17 protein-coding genes and 1 riboswitch are annotated in these 19187 nt (G+C 39.8%); of the genes, 4 read left to right on the top strand and 13 right to left on the bottom strand.

Annotated features, from left to right (window positions below):
• Nucleotide 1: 1 nt before the first annotated feature.
• From AACZ88_RS14990 to AACZ88_RS14945, 10 genes are all read right to left on the bottom strand, one after another.
• Nucleotides 2-1003 (bottom strand): homocysteine S-methyltransferase family protein, encoded by a 1002-nt coding sequence (locus tag AACZ88_RS14990; protein WP_339711795.1) that lies wholly within the window; start codon nucleotides 1001-1003, stop codon nucleotides 2-4.
• A 114-nt stretch (nucleotides 1004-1117) separates the two neighbouring features.
• Nucleotides 1118-1234: riboswitch (SAM riboswitch) on the bottom strand.
• A gap of 147 nt (nucleotides 1235-1381) precedes the next feature.
• Complete coding sequence (locus AACZ88_RS14985; protein ID WP_339711793.1) at nucleotides 1382-2443, bottom strand: NAD(P)/FAD-dependent oxidoreductase; 1062 nt, start codon at nucleotides 2441-2443, stop codon at nucleotides 1382-1384.
• Nucleotides 2436-3035, bottom strand: coding sequence for a bifunctional precorrin-2 dehydrogenase/sirohydrochlorin ferrochelatase (locus AACZ88_RS14980; protein ID WP_339711791.1), 600 nt, complete (start codon nucleotides 3033-3035; stop codon nucleotides 2436-2438). Before AACZ88_RS14980 ends, AACZ88_RS14985 begins: the two co-directional genes overlap by 8 nt.
• A 31-nt stretch (nucleotides 3036-3066) precedes the next feature.
• A complete protein-coding gene (gene cobA / locus AACZ88_RS14975; RefSeq protein ID WP_339711789.1) occupies nucleotides 3067-3888 on the bottom strand; it encodes a uroporphyrinogen-III C-methyltransferase in 822 nt (273 codons plus the stop codon).
• 1 nt (nucleotide 3889) lies between these two features.
• A complete protein-coding gene (locus AACZ88_RS14970; RefSeq protein ID WP_339711787.1) occupies nucleotides 3890-5980 on the bottom strand; it encodes a HEPN domain-containing protein in 2091 nt (696 codons plus the stop codon).
• Nucleotides 5981-6110: 130 nt separating this feature from the next.
• Nucleotides 6111-7358, bottom strand: a complete 1248-nt coding sequence (locus AACZ88_RS14965; protein ID WP_339711785.1) for a GTP-binding protein — start codon at nucleotides 7356-7358, stop codon at nucleotides 6111-6113.
• A 127-nt stretch (nucleotides 7359-7485) separates the two neighbouring features.
• Nucleotides 7486-8427, bottom strand: coding sequence for a sulfate adenylyltransferase subunit CysD (gene cysD, locus AACZ88_RS14960; RefSeq protein WP_339711783.1), 942 nt, complete (start codon nucleotides 8425-8427; stop codon nucleotides 7486-7488).
• Nucleotides 8428-8481: 54 nt separating this feature from the next.
• A complete protein-coding gene (locus tag AACZ88_RS14955) occupies nucleotides 8482-9105 on the bottom strand; it encodes a phosphoadenosine phosphosulfate reductase family protein (protein WP_339711781.1) in 624 nt (207 codons plus the stop codon).
• An 18-nt stretch (nucleotides 9106-9123) separates the two neighbouring features.
• On the bottom strand, nucleotides 9124-9387 hold the full coding sequence (locus AACZ88_RS14950) for a DUF2061 domain-containing protein (RefSeq protein ID WP_339711779.1): 264 nt from the start codon (nucleotides 9385-9387) through the stop codon (nucleotides 9124-9126).
• A 195-nt stretch (nucleotides 9388-9582) separates the two neighbouring features.
• The gene (locus AACZ88_RS14945) at nucleotides 9583-10008 is read right to left on the bottom strand and encodes an Rrf2 family transcriptional regulator (protein ID WP_339711777.1); all 426 of its coding nucleotides are present in this window, start codon (nucleotides 10006-10008) and stop codon (nucleotides 9583-9585) included.
• 197 nt (nucleotides 10009-10205) lie between these two features.
• Here AACZ88_RS14945 and AACZ88_RS14940 point away from each other — a divergent pair, with 197 nt between their 5' ends.
• The 3 genes from AACZ88_RS14940 to AACZ88_RS14930 all read left to right on the top strand — a co-directional run bounded on the left by AACZ88_RS14940 (nucleotide 10206) and on the right by AACZ88_RS14930 (nucleotide 14296).
• A complete protein-coding gene (locus AACZ88_RS14940; protein ID WP_339711775.1) occupies nucleotides 10206-12044 on the top strand; it encodes a Xaa-Pro dipeptidyl-peptidase in 1839 nt (612 codons plus the stop codon).
• Nucleotides 12045-12162: 118 nt separating this feature from the next.
• Nucleotides 12163-13554 (top strand): reverse transcriptase domain-containing protein, encoded by a 1392-nt coding sequence (locus AACZ88_RS14935; RefSeq protein ID WP_339711773.1) that lies wholly within the window; start codon nucleotides 12163-12165, stop codon nucleotides 13552-13554.
• Nucleotides 13555-13687: 133 nt separating this feature from the next.
• Nucleotides 13688-14296 carry an SLATT domain-containing protein gene (locus tag AACZ88_RS14930; RefSeq protein WP_339711771.1) on the top strand — a complete coding sequence of 203 codons (609 nt, stop codon included), beginning with the start codon at nucleotides 13688-13690 and terminating at the stop codon, nucleotides 14294-14296.
• Between the two features lie 105 nt (nucleotides 14297-14401).
• Here the strand turns inward: AACZ88_RS14930 and AACZ88_RS14925 are convergent, their stop codons facing one another.
• Entirely contained in the window at nucleotides 14402-15697 is a 1296-nt protein-coding gene (locus tag AACZ88_RS14925; protein WP_339711769.1) for a hypothetical protein, read from the bottom strand.
• Between the two features lie 311 nt (nucleotides 15698-16008).
• A complete protein-coding gene (locus AACZ88_RS14920) occupies nucleotides 16009-17040 on the bottom strand; it encodes a metallophosphoesterase (protein WP_339711767.1) in 1032 nt (343 codons plus the stop codon).
• Nucleotides 17041-17242: 202 nt separating this feature from the next.
• Here AACZ88_RS14920 and AACZ88_RS14915 point away from each other — a divergent pair, with 202 nt between their 5' ends.
• Nucleotides 17243-17884: an outer membrane beta-barrel protein gene (locus AACZ88_RS14915; RefSeq protein WP_339711765.1), complete on the top strand. Its 642-nt coding sequence runs from the start codon at nucleotides 17243-17245 to the stop codon at nucleotides 17882-17884.
• Nucleotides 17885-17991: 107 nt separating this feature from the next.
• Here the strand turns inward: AACZ88_RS14915 and AACZ88_RS14910 are convergent, their stop codons facing one another.
• Entirely contained in the window at nucleotides 17992-19158 is a 1167-nt protein-coding gene (locus tag AACZ88_RS14910) for an aminotransferase class I/II-fold pyridoxal phosphate-dependent enzyme (RefSeq protein WP_339711763.1), read from the bottom strand.
• Nucleotides 19159-19187: the final 29 nt, after the last annotated feature.

The raw sequence follows: 19187 nt of genomic DNA, 5'->3' as shown, positions 1-19187 counted from the left end.
ACTAACCAGCAACCATTAATGACCTAGGGTCATACTTTTCGACCAATTTGGCAATGGCCGTTATATGCTCTGGCGTGGTACCACAACAACCGCCAACAATATTTACCAAACCCTTTTCGACATATTCTTTGATTTGCTCTGCCATTTGCTCTGGAGTTTCATCGTATTCCCCAAAAGCATTCGGCAATCCGGCATTGGGATGGGCTGAAACAGCATAATCGCTCTTGCCAGACAAGACCTCTAAATGCGGAACCAATTGATCGGCACCCAAGGCACAGTTGAACCCTACTGATAAAATCGGAATATGTGAAATGGAAATTAGAAAGGCTTCGGCCGTTTGCCCTGACAAAGTTCTGCCCGAAGCATCGGTAATCGTACCACTGACCATTATTGGCACATCAATGTTGCGCTCTTCTTTAACCTCTTCAATCGCAAACAATGCCGCTTTGGCATTCAACGTATCAAATATGGTTTCCACCAATAAAATATCGGCACCCCCATCTAACAAAGCCTCAACCTGCTGTTTATACGCGATACGTAACTCATCAAATGAAATAGCTCTAAAACCCGGGTCGTTAACATCGGGAGACATGCTAGCTGTTTTATTTGTCGGTCCTATACTGCCCGCAACAAATCTGGGTTTGTGGGATTCTTTGGCGGTAAATTCTTCAGCCACCATTTTAGCAATTCTGGCCGACTCAAAGTTTAGCTCATAGACCAACGCTTCCATATGGTAATCTGCCATGGCGATCGTAGTGCCCGAAAAAGTATTTGTCTCTACAATATCGGCACCCGCTTCAAAGTATTTGCGGTGTACATCGGCAATAGCTCCCGGTTGGGTCAAAGACAATAAATCGTTATTTCCCTGCAAAGGAGATTTCCAATCTTTGAACCGCTCACCGCGAAAATCGGCTTCTGTAAACTTATAGCGCTGCAGCATCGTACCCATAGCGCCATCAAGTACCAAAATGCGTTCTTGTAATATCTCTTTAATATCTTTCATGTTATCCGTCCCTATATTCAATTTTAGTCCTCATAAATACATAAGATCCAAAACGGGCTTTTTTTTTCGGTAAAATATCAAGTAAGGAATAAGGACAGACAAATCTGTCTCTTTTTGTTATCTGCCAGGATACCGAATGCTTTCGGCACGGGGTAGAATGTAGCACCTTCTTTTGGCAAAGGGTTGCTAAGGCTTCATAGGGTCTAATCCCTCCGCCTTTCTTGATAACTTACAGTTTTTTAATGAACTAACGAACCCTTCCAAATTTGAGTTCAAATGCAAAGTAACAGTACAGCCTGCTCAAAAGCAAGGAAAGTGTGGGGTTTTTGTAACGATACCAACCTATCGGGTTTAGAACCCGATAAGTTGGCATTTCGTTTAAGATATACTTTGTACCACTTCTTTTTTAGCCTCTTTTTTGCTTCCGTCAAATCCTTCTACCCCGCCTACGGTGGTATACTTCATGACATATCTTTTACCTGGATTGATCAGTTGATACGCAAATTGGCACATAACGGCAGCTTCGTGAAAACCTGATAATATCAGTTTCAACTTCCCCTCATAGGTATTGACATCTCCAATGGCAAATACTCCAGGAATATTAGTCTGATAATCTTTAGCGTTATTGACCTTTATTGCATTTCGTTCGATTTCCAATCCCCAATTTCCAATAGGGCCGAGTTTTGGAGAGAGTCCGAAAAGCGGTATAAAATTATCGACCTCTACATAGGTTTCCCCTTTACTGGCATCGTTGTGTTTTACGACAACAGCCTCTAGATGTTCGTCACCATATAATTTTTTAACTTCGGCTTCGGTAAACAATTTGATTTTACCTGCTTTGGCCAGTTCTGATGCTTTTTCAACAGAATCTAAAGCACCTCGAAATTCGTTGCGCCGGTGAACCAAAGAAACTTCGGAAGCTACATCGGCTAAAAAAATCGCCCAATCCAGGGCAGAGTCACCTCCACCAGCAATGACTACTTTTTTATTACGGTAGACCTCTGGATCTTTGATCATGTAGGCTACTCCTTTATCTTCAAAGTCGGTAATATTCTCAATAGGAGGTTTTCTAGGTTCAAAAGAACCCAGCCCACCTGCAATTACTACTACGGGTGCATGATGTTTCGTTCCCTTATTTGTTGTAACGATGAAAGATCCGTCTTCCAATTTATCAAGTGTTTCAGCCCGTTCCCCTAAAGTGAAACCTGGTTCAAAAGGTTTGATTTGTTCCATCAGGTTGGTAACCAGGTCACCCGCCAAAATTTCAGGAAAAGCAGGAATGTCATAAATGGGCTTTTTCGGATAAATCTCGGAACATTGTCCACCGGGTTGCGGTAACGCATCGATTAGATGTGTTTTTAGCTTTAATAATCCTGCCTCAAAGACCGTAAATAATCCTGTTGGGCCAGCTCCTATTACAAGTATGTCTGTTTTAATCATTTTTACCTTTTTTATTTTTTTCGACCAATTCTTGGGTTATTTCGTTCATTTTATCCACTTTTTGTTCGAAATCACCTTTTATTGTTTTTCTGTACTCATTTAAATTCTGCACCATCTCATCGATATCTTCGGGAATGACTTCCTCAAAAAACTGCCGTAACCTCTTTGCCGTTGTGGGCGATTTTCCGTTGGTGGAAATCGCTACTTTTACATTTCCCTTAGTTACAATACCGCCCATATAAAAATCGCAATAAGGCGGATTATCCGCTACATTGACCAATTTATCCAACGCCCTGCAATCTTCGTACACCTGTACGTTCACTTTGGGGTTATCAGTAGTCGCTATGACCAAGTGATGGCCATTTAAGTGTTTTTTATCGTACGTATCACTTATCAACGTAACATTATACTGTTGGGCCAGTGCCGAAGTGCCCTCACGAAACATGGGTGATACTATGGTCACTTTTGCATCAGGACTGGATTTTGTCAAGAAAGTAAGTTTCTCTTCCGCCACGTTCCCTCCACCAACAATCAATACATTCAATTGTGCGGTTTTAAGAAATATAGGGTATAAGTTGTTTCTTTCTGTCATAACATATTGGCTGTCTTCAAGCAAAATGGCACTATTCGTTTTCTGAAATGTTTTCGAACATGTGCAATTTTTTTAAATCTTGCATATAAGCACGATGACGCACGACTTCACCGATAACAATTATAGCCGGATTGGACAATTGTAGTTCTTCAACTTGCTCGGTTATCGATGCTATGGTTCCTACACCTACTTTTTCATTCTCGAGGGTACCGTTCTGAATAATGGCTATGGGGATTTCTCCCTTTCCCACCTTTTTGAAAAGCTCGACTATCTGTGGTAATTTTGACATTCCCATGAGAATCACAACGGTGGCATTGGATTTTGCCGCCAACCCCACATCTTGCGATAGTTTATGGTCTTTAGTGGTACCTGTAATGACCCAAAAACTTTCTGCCGCCCCCCTTTTCGTCACCGGGATGTGCTGCGAGGCAGGAACAGAAATACAGGAGGAAATACCAGGTATCATGGCAACTTCCAACCCATGACCCGCTGCATATTGCATTTCTTCGGAACCGCGACCAAATACGAAAGGATCACCTCCTTTTAAACGAACAACATGCCCATGACTTTTGGCCCTGTTAACGATCAATTCATTAATTTGCTCTTGGCGGTGGGAATAGCATCCCTTTCGTTTGCCTACAAAAATATGTTCTGCCTGAGGTGCATATTCTAACAATTGGTCATCGACCAAAGCATCGTACAAAACCACATTCGCCGTTCGCAAGGTCTTGATCGCTTTTAGGGTAATCAACTCTACATCACCCGGACCAGCACCAATAACGGTCAACCGAGCGCTATTACCCGTGGCCACCTTTGGTTCAAATTTCTCGGTATGTATGTCTCGATATGCCATATTACGCCTCTATCAACTCTTGTTTTCTATACGCCTCGATTTTTTCCAATACGGTTTGTGCATTCCCCATATAGCGTTTTGCAAATGCCTCTGTAGGTTCATTTTTGTTCAGTTGCAGTGCCAATTCTTCGAATGAAGAGCCTAAGTCTATTTTGCCCGCCGCAACAAATTTTTCATCAAAATCTTTGATGATACCTATATGCGTATTGGTCTTCACTTTTTCAGCGGTCAATATTGCTTTTGCCGAATTGACCATTGAAGAATAGGAATGATAGATACTCGCGGCCCACTTACCTTCTTCAAAAGTTTCCCGGGCATTTTCAATTTTCTCTTCACTTTCGAACAATAGGGTAGCGATCAAATCAATAACGACACCCGCACATTCACCAACCCCGATTGCCTTTTTATAACGCTCGGTCGTACCCCAATCGATAAAATCTTCAGGGGACAGGTTATCGGCATCGGACAAATGGGTAAGAAAGTCATAAAAATACATTTGACCCTTATCGGCATAGTAATCGGCATAAGATTGCCCATTTCCGTTCTTGTCAAAATCATCCAATATCAATCGTAACGCTTCCGGGCCACGTTTGCTAGGCACTTTGACCACTTTATCGGCAAATCGTCCATTACCATCCCCGATATTACCTCCGCCCAAAAGCACTTGAAGTGCCGGGGCAACCAATTTATCTTTGGTACGAATACTCATCCCTTGAAAACCAATGTTGGCCATGTTATGTTGCCCACAGGCGTTCATACATCCACTAATTTTTATAGCTACATCAGGATTGGCAATATAATGTGGATACTCCTTTTTTATAATCCGTTCCAATTCTTCCGCGATACCCGTACTACTCGCGATTCCAAGGTTACAAGTGTCGGTTCCAGGGCATGCCGTAATATCCAATGCCGTATTGTATCCAATCTCGACAAAGCCCATTTTTTCCAATTCGGTATAGAAAAATGGTATCAATTCTTCTTTTACATAGGGTACCAGTATATTTTGTCGCAGAGTCATTCGCACCTCACCTGCCGCATATTTTTCAACTAAATCGGCCAACAACCGCGCTTTATCGGTATAAAAATCACCTAATAAAACTTTAATTCCGATGGCTACAAACCCTGCTTGCTTTTGGGGCACCAAATTCGTAGACTTCCACTTTTCGAAAGTTTGCTGATCTTTGATTTCAACTTCCGGTGCTACTGCATCCCCTATTTCTATTTTTGGATAAGCCTCTGCATCAATCGGGTAAGTTGTATAAGGCACCGCCTTTTGCTCTTCCTCCAACAACGCTTTAAACCCGTCAAGACCAATGTCTTTCATTAAAAACTTCATACGGGCCTTTGCCCTACTTTTTCGTTCCCCAAACCTGTCAAAAACACGAACAACACCATCCATCAAAGGAATAATCTTATCGGATGGCAGGAAAGAAAACAATGTATCGGCATGTCGGGGCTGTGAACCCAACCCGCCTCCCAGCAGTACTTTAAAACCACGAACACCATTTTCGATTTTTGCAATAAAACCTAGGTCGTGCATATAGGAGAGTCCCGTATCTTCGTCACTCGCAGAAAAAGACACTTTAAACTTTCTGCCCATTTCTTGACTGATCGGGTTTCTCAAAAAATACTGGAACAGTGCGTGGGCATAGGGTGAAACATCAAATGGTTCGTTGATGTCGATACCTGCGGTTTCACTCGCCGTAACATTTCTAACCGTATTACCGCAAGCCTCACGAATGGTGACATCGTCTTTTTCCAACTGTGACCATAGCTCTGGTGTACGGTTTACATCAACATAGTGAATCTGAATATCTTGTCTTGTGGTGATATGCAAGCGACCTGTAGAATATTCGTCTGACACCCCACAAATTCTTCTCAATTGATTGGAGGTCACTTTGCCGTAAGGCAATTTAATACGAATCATTTGAACACCGGGTTGTCTTTGCCCATAAATCCCCCTTGCCAAACGCAGGCTACGGAATTTTTCTTCGTCTAACTTCCCTTCCTTGAACTCATGAATTTTAGCTTCTAAAGCCAAGATGTCTTTTGCTACAATTGGGTTTTCTATTTCAGTTCTAAAACTTTGCATATGTTTAAGATTCTAAACGCCTTGGCACAAAACGTCTGATGAATTATTCTATTTCACTATTACACCTATAGACTTAATAGGTAATATTTAATTTATATTTCTTAGGCCACTTTTTTACGATGTGTTCTATTTAGTTGATAAACCCTACCCCTGACGTTGCATTGGTTTGGGAGTCAATTAAAATAAAAGAACCGTTCGTACGGTGGTTTTTGAAAGCATCGAAAAAAATCGGCTTGTTCAACTTAAAGGAAACTTGAGCGATGTCGTTCATTCCCAAAGCATCTGTCTCTGCATCGATTCCAGAGTAGTCAGGTTGTATTTTATGATGAATACGATCCACTTTGGCCAAAACCTTATTCACACCGTGCTGTAGCACATATTTACTGCCTGCAGTCAACTTCTGGGAGTCCATCCAAGAAATAGTGGCCGTAAATTGCTTATCGATGGTAGGTAAATCGTCTACTTTTACCAACATATCGCCTCGACTGACATTGACTTCATCTTCTAAAGTAATGGTCACCGAAGAACGTCGGGTCGCCTTTTTATATTTCTTGTCGTAAAAATAAATATCCTTTATTTTAGATCGGGTCATCGAGGGCAATACGACAACTTCGTCGCCTACACTCAATTCACCGCCGTACACTTTACCGGCAAACCCTCGGAAATCATGGAATTCTTCGGTTTTTGGTCGAATCACATATTGCACAGGGAATCTTGGTGTACCTACATTGAAAATATCTTTTCTATCCAACTCCTCCAAATGCTCTAAAAGCGTTTGCCCTTGGTACCATGTCATGTTTTCAGAACTGTTCACAACGTTATCACCTTTTAACGCACTAACAGGAATAAAAGTAATTTTCTGGTCTTGATAATCGCGCTTGCTCATCAATTTCTCAAAATCGGCTTTGATGGCATTGTATTTTTCCTCAGAAAAATCGATGAGATCCATTTTATTGATAGCGACGATGACATCTTTGATACGTAAAAGGTTGTTGATGAAAAAATGCCTATTGGTCTGCTCTATCACTCCTTTTCTAGCATCGATCAATATAATTGCTGCTTGCGAAGTCGAAGCACCGGTAACCATGTTACGCGTATACTCGACATGCCCAGGCGTATCTGCTATGATATAACTCTTTGATGCCGTTGAAAAATAAATATGAGCGACGTCGATAGTAATTCCTTGCTCCCGCTCTGCCACTAAACCATCTGTCGCCAAAGAAAAATCAAGATAATCATACCCCTTTTTCTTGCTCGTCTTTTCGATAGCTTCCAATTTATCATCGGTCAATGATTTGGTATCGTATAAAAGCCTTCCTATCAGAGTGCTCTTTCCATCATCTACACTTCCCGCTGTTGCTATTTTAAGTACTTCCATTTTATATTTTGTTGTCGGCCGATCGTTATTCGATTTCGCTAAAACTTTCTGCCTATATTTTCATTCGTTAACTACACCTTTGTTGTCAACGATGTTACCATCACTGAACAACACCAACCATCGACCGTTAAAAATAGCCTTGTTGTTTTCTTTTTTCCATCGCGGCTTCGGATCGTTTGTCATCGATTCGAGCCCCACGCTCCGAAATTTTTGATTCACGAATCTCAGCTACCACTTTATCGATCGTATCGGCGTGCGAAAAAACGGCAGCGGTACATGACATATCGCCTACGGTTCGAAAACGTACCGTATGTTCTTCTACCAATTCGTCTTCCGCTCTAAAAACAACCTCATCTTCAGCGGACCAAATCATTCCATCACGTAAAAAGACATTACGCTTATGCGCAAAATAGATGGAAGGTATTTCGATATCCTCTTTCTCGATATAGCTCCAAACGTCTAATTCCGTCCAGTTACTAATAGGGAAAACCCGAACATTCTGCCCCATTTCGATTTCGCCGTTCAACATATCGAAAAGTTCCGGACGTTGATTTTTTTCATCCCATTGTCCGAAATCATCACGAACCGAAAAGATACGCTCTTTGGCCCTTGCTTTCTCTTCATCCCTTCGGGCACCGCCAATACAGGCATCGAACTTGAACTCTTCGATAGCATCTAAAAGTGTGGTGGTCTGCAGCATATTCCGGCTCGCATATTTCCCCGATTCTTCCACTACCTTTCCCTCATCAATAGAGTCTTGTACATTTCTAACAATAAGCTCAAGGCCCAATTCTTTTACCAAACGATCCCGGAACTCAATCGTCTCAGGAAAGTTATGCCCGGTGTCGATATGCATTAAAGGAAAAGGAATCTTGGCCGGATAAAAAGCCTTTTGGGCCAATCGAACCAAGGTTATTGAATCTTTTCCTCCTGAAAATAATAGAACAGGTTTCTCAAATTGCGCGGCCACCTCTCTAAAGATGTATATGGCCTCGCTCTCCAGTGCGTTGATTTTAAGTTTAGGCAAACCTTCTGTTTTAGTTGGGGTATCTATAATTGTTGTTTCCAAATCGTATTTTTTTTCTAAATTTAAGATGCTATTTCTTTAATCTCCTTTTCTGAATTAGGTATGTAACCCACATTCCCTATTCTCCAAAACTTTTGTAGGATCAAAATACTTGTGCTCGTTGGGTAAATTTCGCTTTTCTAAATAAGCATCTAACTGCACATCACTATAATGATAGAACGGACTCACTTTTAAAACGCCATCTTTACTAAGACTTAAAACATCTAACGAATCGCGTAACGCTGTCTGCCCTTTTCTCAGGTTGGTGAACCAGACATCAGGCGCATGTTCTTTCATCGCCCTTCTAAAAGGCTCCAATTTGACCTGTTCGGTAAATTCGGCATGTTTGGGATCATCAATACCGGGAATACCCATAACGACATCCCTGTGCGAAGAAGTCTGTTGCGGCACATAAAGCTTCACGTTCAGCCCTAAATCGGCAATAAGCTGCTCTGCATGCTTGTAGGTATTCGGTGTATTGTAGCCCGTATCGCACCATATCACCGGAATCTCTTTTTCTACTTCGACCACCGCGCTAAGAATAGCCACCTCATAAGGTCTAAAATTCGTAGTGACCACTGCTTTTTTTGCATTGGCAATTGCCCATGAAATAATTTCTTTGGGCGTTGCTTCTGCAAACTTCGCGTTCAATTCATCTATTTGTTGCTGTGTAAATGCCATACTCTTTCTTTATATCTATTATTTCCCCCATTTGATTTTGTTCCAAATACGCTCATGGAAAAAATACAATATCATCTTTGTAAAAAGCTCCACAACCCCTATAGAAAAAGCCACTGATAAGGTTCCAGTGACTATCCAAGAAATAAGTATGGTATCCAACGTTCCTATAATTCGCCAGCTGATGGATTTTACAATACTCCGTTTGGGGCTTTCTGATTCCTTATCGTCCTTATAGCTACTTTTGCTGGTTTTACTATCTAAAATCAATTGATCGGCTATCATTTAAATGTGTATTTCTAATACCCTATAGACTTAATAGGATATTCAAAAATAGTACTATTCACTGAAAGTTAGACGTTAAAAAACCTTAAAACTTAAATCTACCCTATAGTTTTAGTAGATTAATTGAAAATATCATCCATTTTTAAGAATCTTCTAACGATTTGGAAATATTTTAAGAATAGTCTACAACCTTTTTTAAGCCTCCTTCGATTGCACCAATATATCTGCCAAGGTATGGCTTCGATACACCCCTAGATTGGCGTCGCGCACCATCAGCATAAGCTTATTGACCGAACAGGTGGCCTCATCGGGGCAATCGTCACATTTTTCGTAGAAGTTAAGACTAACACAAGGCACCATCGCAATTGGCCCTTCTAAAATACGCATCACATCGGTCATGAGAATATCGGCCGGTTTTTTAATTAAGTAGTATCCGCCGCCTTTTCCTTTTTTTGAACCCAAGATCCCTGTCTTTCTCAAGGATAGCAAAATACTCTCCAAGAACTTTTGGGAAATGTTTTCGTGTTTCGCAATCTCCGATATTTGCACAGGGCAGTTCTCTGACCTCGACGCCAAATACGTAAGTGCCTTTAATCCGTATTTTGTCTTTTTGGAAAGCATAGTGCGAAGATAGGGAAATTAACAAACTCAATCGATGTTGGTCTCTTTTGAAAATCACATTGCCTTTATTTCCTTGTCTTTTCAATACCTAAATTTAAATTCAACCTCAATTCGCGCCACTATTCACGAGAATTGATTTTACTTTAAATACTTAACTTTACGGCTTGTATCGATTCCTATAAGCAAATCTTTATTCAATGAAAAAATATCGTACCCTTACCCTTTTATTTGTTCTTTCTTTTACCAGCGTATTTTTAGCATATTCTCAAACCGATACCAAGGCCGTTCCGGTTTTTGAGAACGGGGAAGCTCAAATTGTTGAAGCATTCAATGATCCGTCGAAATGGATCAGGCATGACCTTTGGGTAGAAACCACTTTTGATACCGATGGCGATAAAAAACCCGACAGAATGCATGTGTCGGTAACGCGACCGTTTCAAACCGATAGTGAAAAGCTCAAACTGCCCATAGTGTATGTTTCGAGTCCGTATTTTGCAGGAGTGGCCCCCAATGTCGACGGCCTTTTTTGGGATGTAAAGCACGAATTGGGCGCAGTTGCCAAAGAACGTTTGCACCCCGAAGTAACCCGAACGGGAAAACGACCGATCATTTCAAATTCACACATCAAACAATGGGTTCCAAGAGGTTATATTGTGGTGCATTCTTCCTCCCCGGGAACCGGACTCTCCCAAGGATCGCCCACCGTTGGCGGCGACAATGAATCATTGGCGCCAAAAGCCGTAATCGACTGGCTATGCGGACGCGCTAAAGGATATACCTCGCCATATGGCAATGAAAGGGTCAAGGCCGATTGGTCTACAGGAAAAGTAGGCATGACCGGTACTTCGTATAACGGAACCATTCCCTTGGCGGCCGCCACAACGGGCGTAAAAGGGTTGGAAGCTATTATTCCCATCGCCCCCAATACCTCTTATTATCATTATTACCGATCTAACGGATTGGTCAGATCTCCCGGTGGATATTTGGGAGAAGATATTGATGTGCTTTACGATTTTATACATAGTGGTGATGAATCGAAACGCGCTTTCAACAATGCAGCCGTTCGTGATACCGAAATGAAAAATGGCATGGACCGTATTACGGGGGATTACAACGATTTCTGGGCCGGCCGTGATTATCTCAACGATATGGAACCCATGAAGGCCGCCCTGCTGATGGCCCACGGTTTTAATGACTGGAACGTAATGCCCGAACACAGCTACCGTATTTATAAAGCGGCCAGAGAAAAAGGTCTACCTGCACAAATCTACTACCACCAAAACGGGCACGGCGGGCCACCACCGATGAAATTGATGAACCGCTGGTTTACCCATTTTTTACACGGCGTAGAAAATGGCGTAGAAAACGATGCCAAAGCCTGGATCGTTCGTGAAGCTGATGCCCAAGACCAACCCACAGCTTATGCGGAATATCCAAATCCTGATGCAACAATGGTTCGATTACACCTGCACCCCGGTGGTGTTGCACACGGCGGATTGCAAGTCGAGAAAGCAACGTACCCCGGAACTGAAACCCTGGAAGACAACTACTCCTTTTCAGGAGCTATCTTAGCGCAAGCAGAAAACACCGACCATCGCCTACTCTATACGACCCCTACCCTGACCGAAGATCTTCATATTTCAGGAACCGCTAAAGTTACCATCAAACTATCAAGTAGCAAACCGGCGGCCAATCTTTCGGTATGGTTGGTGTCTTTACCGTGGAACGACGGAAAGAATTCAAAAATTACCGACAATATCATAACGCGGGGGTGGGCCGACCCGCAGAACTATAAGTCTATGACCGAAAGCGAGCCCCTACAGCCCGGCAAATTTTATGAATTCTCGTTTGACCTGATGCCTGATGACCAGATCATACCCAAGGGACAGCAGATCGGACTCATGATCTTCTCTAGCGATCGTGAATTTACACTATGGCCCGAACCGGGTACCAAACTTACGGTTGATTTGGAGGCCACAACAATCGACTTGCCCGTTGTAGGCGGTACGGCAGCGTTTAAAAAGGCTGTGGAATAAGGCAGGAAATTAATTACAAATCGTTGATTGCACCCTACAAAAAACATACGGTTTATTGGCATTAATTAATTTGGGCGTATATCGCTGTAAAATACAGCTATATAAAAAAGTTAGGCACATGGTTTTAAATCAAAATATGGGTAAGACAGATATTTTTAAAAAAGAAAAACTTGAAGATATATTCAAAGAGAATTTTGATGACACAAAGACAAAAGGTATAGATAAATTAAATGCGATTGGATTTATGAATCGTAAAAAAGAATTATTGAATGCTACTGAAAGAAAGATTTATGAAGAATCTTATACTTTCAGTCCTTACGTCGAAGTACTAAAATTAAAAGGTAGAAATAAACATCCAAGGATTATTTCAATCCCAACGGTAAGAGATCGGATTATATTATTTGCTATCAAAGAACATTTGCATGACTTATTTCCTGATAGTATAAATAAGAAATTACCAAATTCCTTTATACGTGATATAAAAAAATACCTTTCTATAAATAAGAAGAAAAAATACTTCCTGAAAATTGATATAACGAAGTATTATGATACAATAAATAGAAAATTACTTCTTCAAAAATTGAAAGATAAAGGCGTGGATGATTTTGTTTTGGGATTAATCGAAAATGCAATTGAAACACCTACAATACCTCAAAATACAAGTAAATCAAATTATCATTTATATGAAACGAAAAAGGGGGTTCCACAAGGTCTTTCTATTTCAAATGTACTAGCTCAAATCTATATGGAGGAAGTGGATAAAATATTAAGTAAAAGGAAATATTTCTATTCAAGATACGTAGATGATATTCTTATATTAAATGATGATCCCATATCTAAGTACAGATTTAAAAATATAGAAAAACAGATCAAACATATAAATTTAGATCTAAATAAATCAAAAACTGAATTCGGTGATGTTTCAGATGGATTTATCTTTCTTAGCTATTCCATATCAGACAAGAAAGTTTCGATTGCAGAAAAGAATGTTCAGCTTTTTATACGAAGGATTGCGGGAAAATTTACATGGCTCAAAAATGGTTTATCAAATAAACATGATAGACCTAAATGGCTTAAAGATGATAAAGATCGATTTAAAGAAGTTTTTTTAGAAGAACTTAATGAGATGATTACTGGCATTATTTCTAAAAACAAAAAGTATGGATGGTTATTTTACTTTGCTGAGATTAATGACAAATCTTTATTATTCAAATTAGATAAAATTATTGCAAGTTTTTTCGAAGATTTAATAACCTTTGACAACAAACCGCCAAAAACATTAAAAAGGTTAGTACGAAGTTATCATGTAATAAGATTTGATAGTAATAAAAATTATATTGCAAATTATGATGAGATAAGCACAATTAGAGAAAAAAGAGAGTTCTTGATTTTCAGAGGTCAAATTGGGTCAGAAATACCCTATACAAATGAGGAAATTGAAAATTACTTTGAAAAATTCACGAATAAGACTATAAAGAAACTAGAAAAAGATTTAGGTTATAAATATTAAATATTGGGGTTACTTCCACATTGTGGAACTTGATTTATTCAAGTATTTGTACAATTATCACAGAAATGTGTTTAGATTTCCGAAAGGAAAAATTGTCCTACTGTTCTTTTAAGTAACCCCTTATTATTCAATTATGGAAAACGAGTTAAATAGATGGTATAAAAAGTTGTGGGAAACTAAAGGAAGTAGATTTATAGCTGCAAAAAGATATGAAAGACATGAAAAATGGTCGACAATAACTATCAGTTTAGTTTCAGTATATATAATTTGCATTAACCTTTTAGTATTCGTTCCTAATAGGCCTAAAATACTTTCAGACATAAATATAACCTTATCAACTATTGGTCTTTCAATTATTGTTATTGTAATCTCTATTATTTTAAATAATATGGGATACAAACATCTTTCTAATAGGTTTCATGATTGTGGAAGAGAAATAGCTATCATATATGACAAGTTATGTCTATTAAAAATTAAATCAGAAAATGTTAGTTTAGAAGATTTAGAGGAAATTTCAACTGAGTACAATTCAGTATTAAGAAAATATAATATAAACCATTCCTCTCTTGATTATGAGGTTTTTCAAAAAAATCATATTAAAGATTACCCTGGGATAAAATACTCCTATTTGTTCCAATCTTGGGTATTCCTACGTTATCAATTCGACACTCTAGGCCGATATTTTGTATTCATTTTAATTCCGATTGCATTATATTATATCTTCATAAAGCACAGTACCTAACAAAGAACTGAGTTGAAAAACAACTGTTATCCGGATTAATTTTAGGACATAATTATTCTGTACCCAAACCTAAAACCAGTTTTCGTTACTTTACCCCTGCCGCTATCATTTCGGAATCGAGTTAAAAACCTGTCGCATGGTTTTTAAAAGCGCGAAATTCGATTCTGTCTCGCTACCAGACGCCCGACTAAATTTTCCTTTTTCGTCATATACACCGTGCAACGTAAATTGATGGTCTTCATTGATATAGCCATAAGCAGCTAACTCACCGTTCGAATAATAGGTTTCCCATTTTTTACGAATACCAGGGTTCCCCATATAAGCTTCAAATACTTGGCTTTTGTGTTCTCCACGATATATAATGGTTTGACCGTGTAACACTCCGTTTTGATACATGACCGAAAAATGAAAGGGAACATTATTATCCTTGTCCATGGCGTAGTTGTGATACTTCCATAGTCCATCCTTTTTACCTTTCAAGTATTGCCCTTCCATACTCACCGAGCCATCTTCCTTATAATGAACGCATTGTCCGTCAGGTACCCCATCATCATATACCGCCTTCATAATCAAGGTTCCGGCAGTGCTGAAAACCTCTAAAGTGTCCACAAATTGGTTATTCGCATTGACAAATCCTTTTTTATGAACCTTGCCGCTGGGGTAATATTCCATATGGGGCTCCTGTTTAAAAACGACTCTATTGTATGCAAGTTTGGTTTTGATTCTATTCTCTTGAATAGGAATGGAGCTGAAAAAATCACCCATTACTTTCAATAGGGAATTAACTGTTTGACCATCGTTTTTAAGTGTAGCACTTACCTGACCATCAGCATCATAAACCGTATCTAGGGTAAATTGATGCTTACCATCAACACCCCCAAAAGCCCCTAAATTACCATTATCATAATACATCTCCCATTTTGAATTAACGGCCAGTTTACCATAAGAAGCGTTGACTACACGATTCTTCTGTTTTCCCCTATACAGAATTGTCTCTCCATGAAGATGTCCGTTCTTATAATTCACAGCGAAATGGTATTGCACCCCATTCAATTGCATATAGTTCTTATAAGTCCATAGTCCGTCTTTATTACCCTTAACATAACTTCCTTCGGCACTTATTGCCCCATTCTCGGCATAGTGCGTACACTGCCCATGGGGCACCCCTTTAACATAACGAACTTCTGCTGAAATTTTCCCCGAAGGATAATACGATTTAAAATCACCAATAAGCTGCCCAGAAGCATTTTTAGTGCCTTTCTTTTTGACTACGCCCCCTTTATAATATTCCGTATAACTTTCTACTTCGATATAGCGAATCTTTTCCTTTGTTTCCTGAGGATAACAAATATGAAGTATAAAAAAAGTTAAAAAACCCAAGATAGAGGTGCGTAATCTCATTATCGAACAAATGTTAAACTGAATCGTTCGAAGATACTGGATACTTTTTTAAAAAACCTATATCGACGTAATTTTAAGACCGTCTAGTATGCCAAACCACGATAATACGTTTCGGGTCATTGCGCTGGGAAACCCGACACACATGGATCAAATAGCAATGTTCTTGATTTGGTGATGATATAAAGGAGTTTAAGGCGATACATGACGATATTTTCGAAGTCTCCCAAAAGATTTTACCCTGATTTAGAGGACCAAAAATCCAATTGATTGAGGTGAAAAAATGTAAATTTCACTTATAGCCGAACTTCCCCTTAAGATTCAGCAATCAATTCTTTGTCTTTATTTTCCAAGGGCAGAAATTGCACATCCAAATACCCACCACTCGCATTGTCGTCTGTCACTATTTGAGGTGTTCCCTTAATCAATTCCATAGAAAAACGATGTGTATGCCCCGCAAAAACCCCGAGTAAGTTTGAAGCAGAAAATACTTCTTTGTGAAAATCGAATGTCGTTTTCGTATGTCCTGACACGGGCCATTTCGGTCTTCGCTCAATTTCAAAGTTAGTGTCACTCGCTTCGTTCCAATTTGGATTTCCACAACCAAATGAGATGCGTTTTCCTGGGGCGTACATTGGAATATGCACTAAAAGCACCAATGGCATACCACTGGCTACCTGTTCTTTAAAAAAAGTAAGTTGGTCTTCGTTAATTTGGTAAGTAGAATTATCGATAGCTATAAATCGAACCCCTTTTACATCGGTAGCTGCCATCAACGGATGCTTTCCTTGATATAACGGCAATAGTCGTTTTTGGGTCCATGTATCCCGAAGTTCTTCAAGCGTCCCCGCCATTCCTTCATAATGCCAATCGTGGTTTCCTGCTATATAAATATACGGAATGCCCGTTTCCTTTAATCTTTCCAACACCCATTCGATGGCAATTTCAGAAGGAAAACTAAAAAGATCTCCCACCAAAGTAATCAAATCTGCATCGGCCTCTTTGGCCAATTTTAAAGTTTCGACAAATGTTTCTTCGGGGTTGGTCTTTTCCCCGGTTTGAAAATGCGTTGTTTCATTATACGCCTTGGCCATTCGACCGCTAAATTCCTGAAAGGGAACACCCCTTTGGTCGTCTTTAAAAAGGTGTGTATCCGTAATATGAAAAATGGTAATCGGTTCTTTAACCGCCTCTGCATAAAAAGACAATTTATGCTCTTCAACAGTAGCGCATATTTCCGATTTCATCTTACGCTTTCCATTCTTTTTCTGGGCAAAAACCTTTCCCGTAAGTCCCAACCCTAATAAGGCTGCAGTAGTTTTTTGAAAGAATGATCTTCGTATCATAAGGTGTTGAATTGATTATAGTTTTTTTTGCACTAAAAACTGGATGCATACAAATATAACTTAATTGATTCGACATCCTCCTTATTTAAGTAGCAGTCGTACCTAGAGAACCACGACTATTTTTTTTAGCACGTAATTTACATGCCTAAATTTCTTAATTTGGAATTTTAAATACGGGAACAAATTGTCAAACATTTCAAAAATGCGCCTTAGAATTTCAACAACGGTTTTAACAATGCTGTTCTGTATTGCTATTAAGGCGCAAGAAATACCGGGAGAATTAAGGATCGGACTATCTGCCGGCCTGGAAAAAAATGTGAGTTCGGAAAGAATGGCTTTTAGCCAGTACACAGGATTTTTAGCCGATTATGACAGACTCAATTATAGGTTTGGATTAAACATATCGTATCTATTAAAAAGTAATTGGGCCATGAATGCTGCCGTGAATTACTCCAATAAGGATTTTACGGGCACCTATTTTTGCGATGTTTGTGATTTTGCCGTTTTCCCAAGTCCAGAAAAAGTTGACTTTCGTTTCATTGAAGTGCCAATTACCCTGAAATATTATTTTACGCCTCATAAAATCAGGGTGTTCGGGGAGGCGGGACTAAACAATTTATTCCCTTTAACCAATCTTGACTATGAGGCAAAGAGCAATTCATTCGTTGCCGGGTTTAAACTAGGCGTCGGGGTTGTATACAATTTAAGTCAAAATACAGCTTTGGAGCTGGGGTTGAATTACAGCAACAGCATTTCTAAACTGTTCAAAGACTCGTACTACGACGACCCATATTTTATGCTAAGATCGCTCAACTTTGGCATCGTTATATTGAGAAAAATATGAAGACATCTTTGTTTTTCGGACAGTATAACAGTCTAACAAGACTTGTGAAAAACGCTAACGGCTTTATCTCGTTGACCTTCGATATTGGTTATTCAGAAACTCCTATTTTACTGTAATGCCTGCTCAACATCTGCAATGATATCATCGATATGCTCCAAGCCTACCGAAACCCGTACCATACCGTCAGAAATGCCCGATTGATTGCGTTCTTCGACCGATAATTTACTATGGGTCGTTGATGCCGGATGGGTAACAATACTTCGCGAATCACCTAAATTTGCGGAAAGCGACAACATTTCAATGGCATCGAAGAATTTTCGCCCGGCCTCTAGGCCACCTTTGACCTCAAAAGCCACGACACAGCCACCTGCTTTCATTTGCTTTTTAGCAATTTCATGTTGCGGATGCGATTTCAAAAATGGGTATTTCACCCAGTTTACGCCCTCATGGGCTTCCAAGAATTTGGCCAATTTCAAGGCATTTTCGCAATGACGATCGACGCGAACAGCCAAAGTCTCTAAACTTTTTGACAGCACCCAGGCATTGAAGGGTGATAACGACGGACCAGTAATACGCGAAAAACGATAAATTTTATCAATAAGCGCGGCAGTACCTACAGTGATTCCGGCCAACACCCTACCCTGTCCGTCCATAAGTTTGGTACCTGAATGAATGACTAAATCTGCACCAAACTTGATGGGTTGTTGCAGATAGGGTGATGCAAAACAGTTATCGATTATAAAAATCAAATCGTTTTTTTTGGCAATTCTACCCAAAACTTCCAAATCAAGAATATCAACACCTGGGTTCGTGGGAGATTCAGCATATAGAATTTTGGTATTTGGTTTGATCAGACTTTCAATAGTGTCGACTTCATCAACTTTAAAATAAGAATGATCGATATTCCATTTTGGAAAAACACTATCGAACAATCCGTGTGTAGACCCAAAAATGCTTCTTGCAGAGATGACATGGTCACCGCTATCGAGCAATGCCGCAAAGGTCGAAAAAACGGCTGCCATACCTGATGCAAATGCAAAACCATTTTCGGCACCTTCCATCTGGCATACTTTTTCAATAAATTCTGAAGTATTCGGGTTTGCGTACCTTGAATAAATATTACGCTCCTTCTCTTCAGCAAAGGAAGCACGCATATCTTCGGCATCATCAAAAACAAAGCTGGATGTCAAGTACATCGGCGCGGAATGCTCTAAAAATTGAGAGCGTTCCAATTGCGTACGTATGGCGTTGGTTTCGAATTTCTTGTTGTTCATGTATCTGTTTCTTGTGTTCTACTACGTTC

Origin of the sequence: uncultured Kriegella sp. (assembly GCF_963975415.1) — a bacterium.
In the GTDB taxonomy this organism is placed as follows: Bacteria; Bacteroidota; Bacteroidia; order Flavobacteriales; family Flavobacteriaceae; genus Kriegella.
This window is presented reverse-complemented; position numbering and strand designations above follow the sequence as displayed.

What these genes read in the sequence shown, in the direction of transcription:
- AACZ88_RS14930 (WP_339711771.1), top strand. Translation starts at nt 13,688, where the DNA reads ATGGAAAACGAGTTAAATAGATGGTATAAAAAGTTGTGGGAAACTAAA.
- AACZ88_RS14955 (WP_339711781.1), bottom strand. Translation starts at nt 9,105, where the DNA reads ATGGCATTTACACAGCAACAAATAGATGAATTGAACGCGAAGTTTGCA.
- AACZ88_RS14970 (WP_339711787.1), bottom strand. Translation starts at nt 5,980, where the DNA reads ATGCAAAGTTTTAGAACTGAAATAGAAAACCCAATTGTAGCAAAAGAC.
- AACZ88_RS14945 (WP_339711777.1), bottom strand. Translation starts at nt 10,008, where the DNA reads ATGCTTTCCAAAAAGACAAAATACGGATTAAAGGCACTTACGTATTTG.
- AACZ88_RS14925 (WP_339711769.1), bottom strand. Translation starts at nt 15,697, where the DNA reads ATGAGATTACGCACCTCTATCTTGGGTTTTTTAACTTTTTTTATACTT.
- AACZ88_RS14920 (WP_339711767.1), bottom strand. Translation starts at nt 17,040, where the DNA reads ATGATACGAAGATCATTCTTTCAAAAAACTACTGCAGCCTTATTAGGG.
- AACZ88_RS14990 (WP_339711795.1), bottom strand. Translation starts at nt 1,003, where the DNA reads ATGAAAGATATTAAAGAGATATTACAAGAACGCATTTTGGTACTTGAT.
- AACZ88_RS14980 (WP_339711791.1), bottom strand. Translation starts at nt 3,035, where the DNA reads ATGACAGAAAGAAACAACTTATACCCTATATTTCTTAAAACCGCACAA.
- AACZ88_RS14910 (WP_339711763.1), bottom strand. Translation starts at nt 19,158, where the DNA reads ATGAACAACAAGAAATTCGAAACCAACGCCATACGTACGCAATTGGAA.
- AACZ88_RS14985 (WP_339711793.1), bottom strand. Translation starts at nt 2,443, where the DNA reads ATGATTAAAACAGACATACTTGTAATAGGAGCTGGCCCAACAGGATTA.
- cobA (WP_339711789.1), bottom strand. Translation starts at nt 3,888, where the DNA reads ATGGCATATCGAGACATACATACCGAGAAATTTGAACCAAAGGTGGCC.
- AACZ88_RS14935 (WP_339711773.1), top strand. Translation starts at nt 12,163, where the DNA reads ATGGTTTTAAATCAAAATATGGGTAAGACAGATATTTTTAAAAAAGAA.
- AACZ88_RS14940 (WP_339711775.1), top strand. Translation starts at nt 10,206, where the DNA reads ATGAAAAAATATCGTACCCTTACCCTTTTATTTGTTCTTTCTTTTACC.
- AACZ88_RS14915 (WP_339711765.1), top strand. Translation starts at nt 17,243, where the DNA reads ATGCGCCTTAGAATTTCAACAACGGTTTTAACAATGCTGTTCTGTATT.
- AACZ88_RS14950 (WP_339711779.1), bottom strand. Translation starts at nt 9,387, where the DNA reads ATGATAGCCGATCAATTGATTTTAGATAGTAAAACCAGCAAAAGTAGC.
- AACZ88_RS14965 (WP_339711785.1), bottom strand. Translation starts at nt 7,358, where the DNA reads ATGGAAGTACTTAAAATAGCAACAGCGGGAAGTGTAGATGATGGAAAG.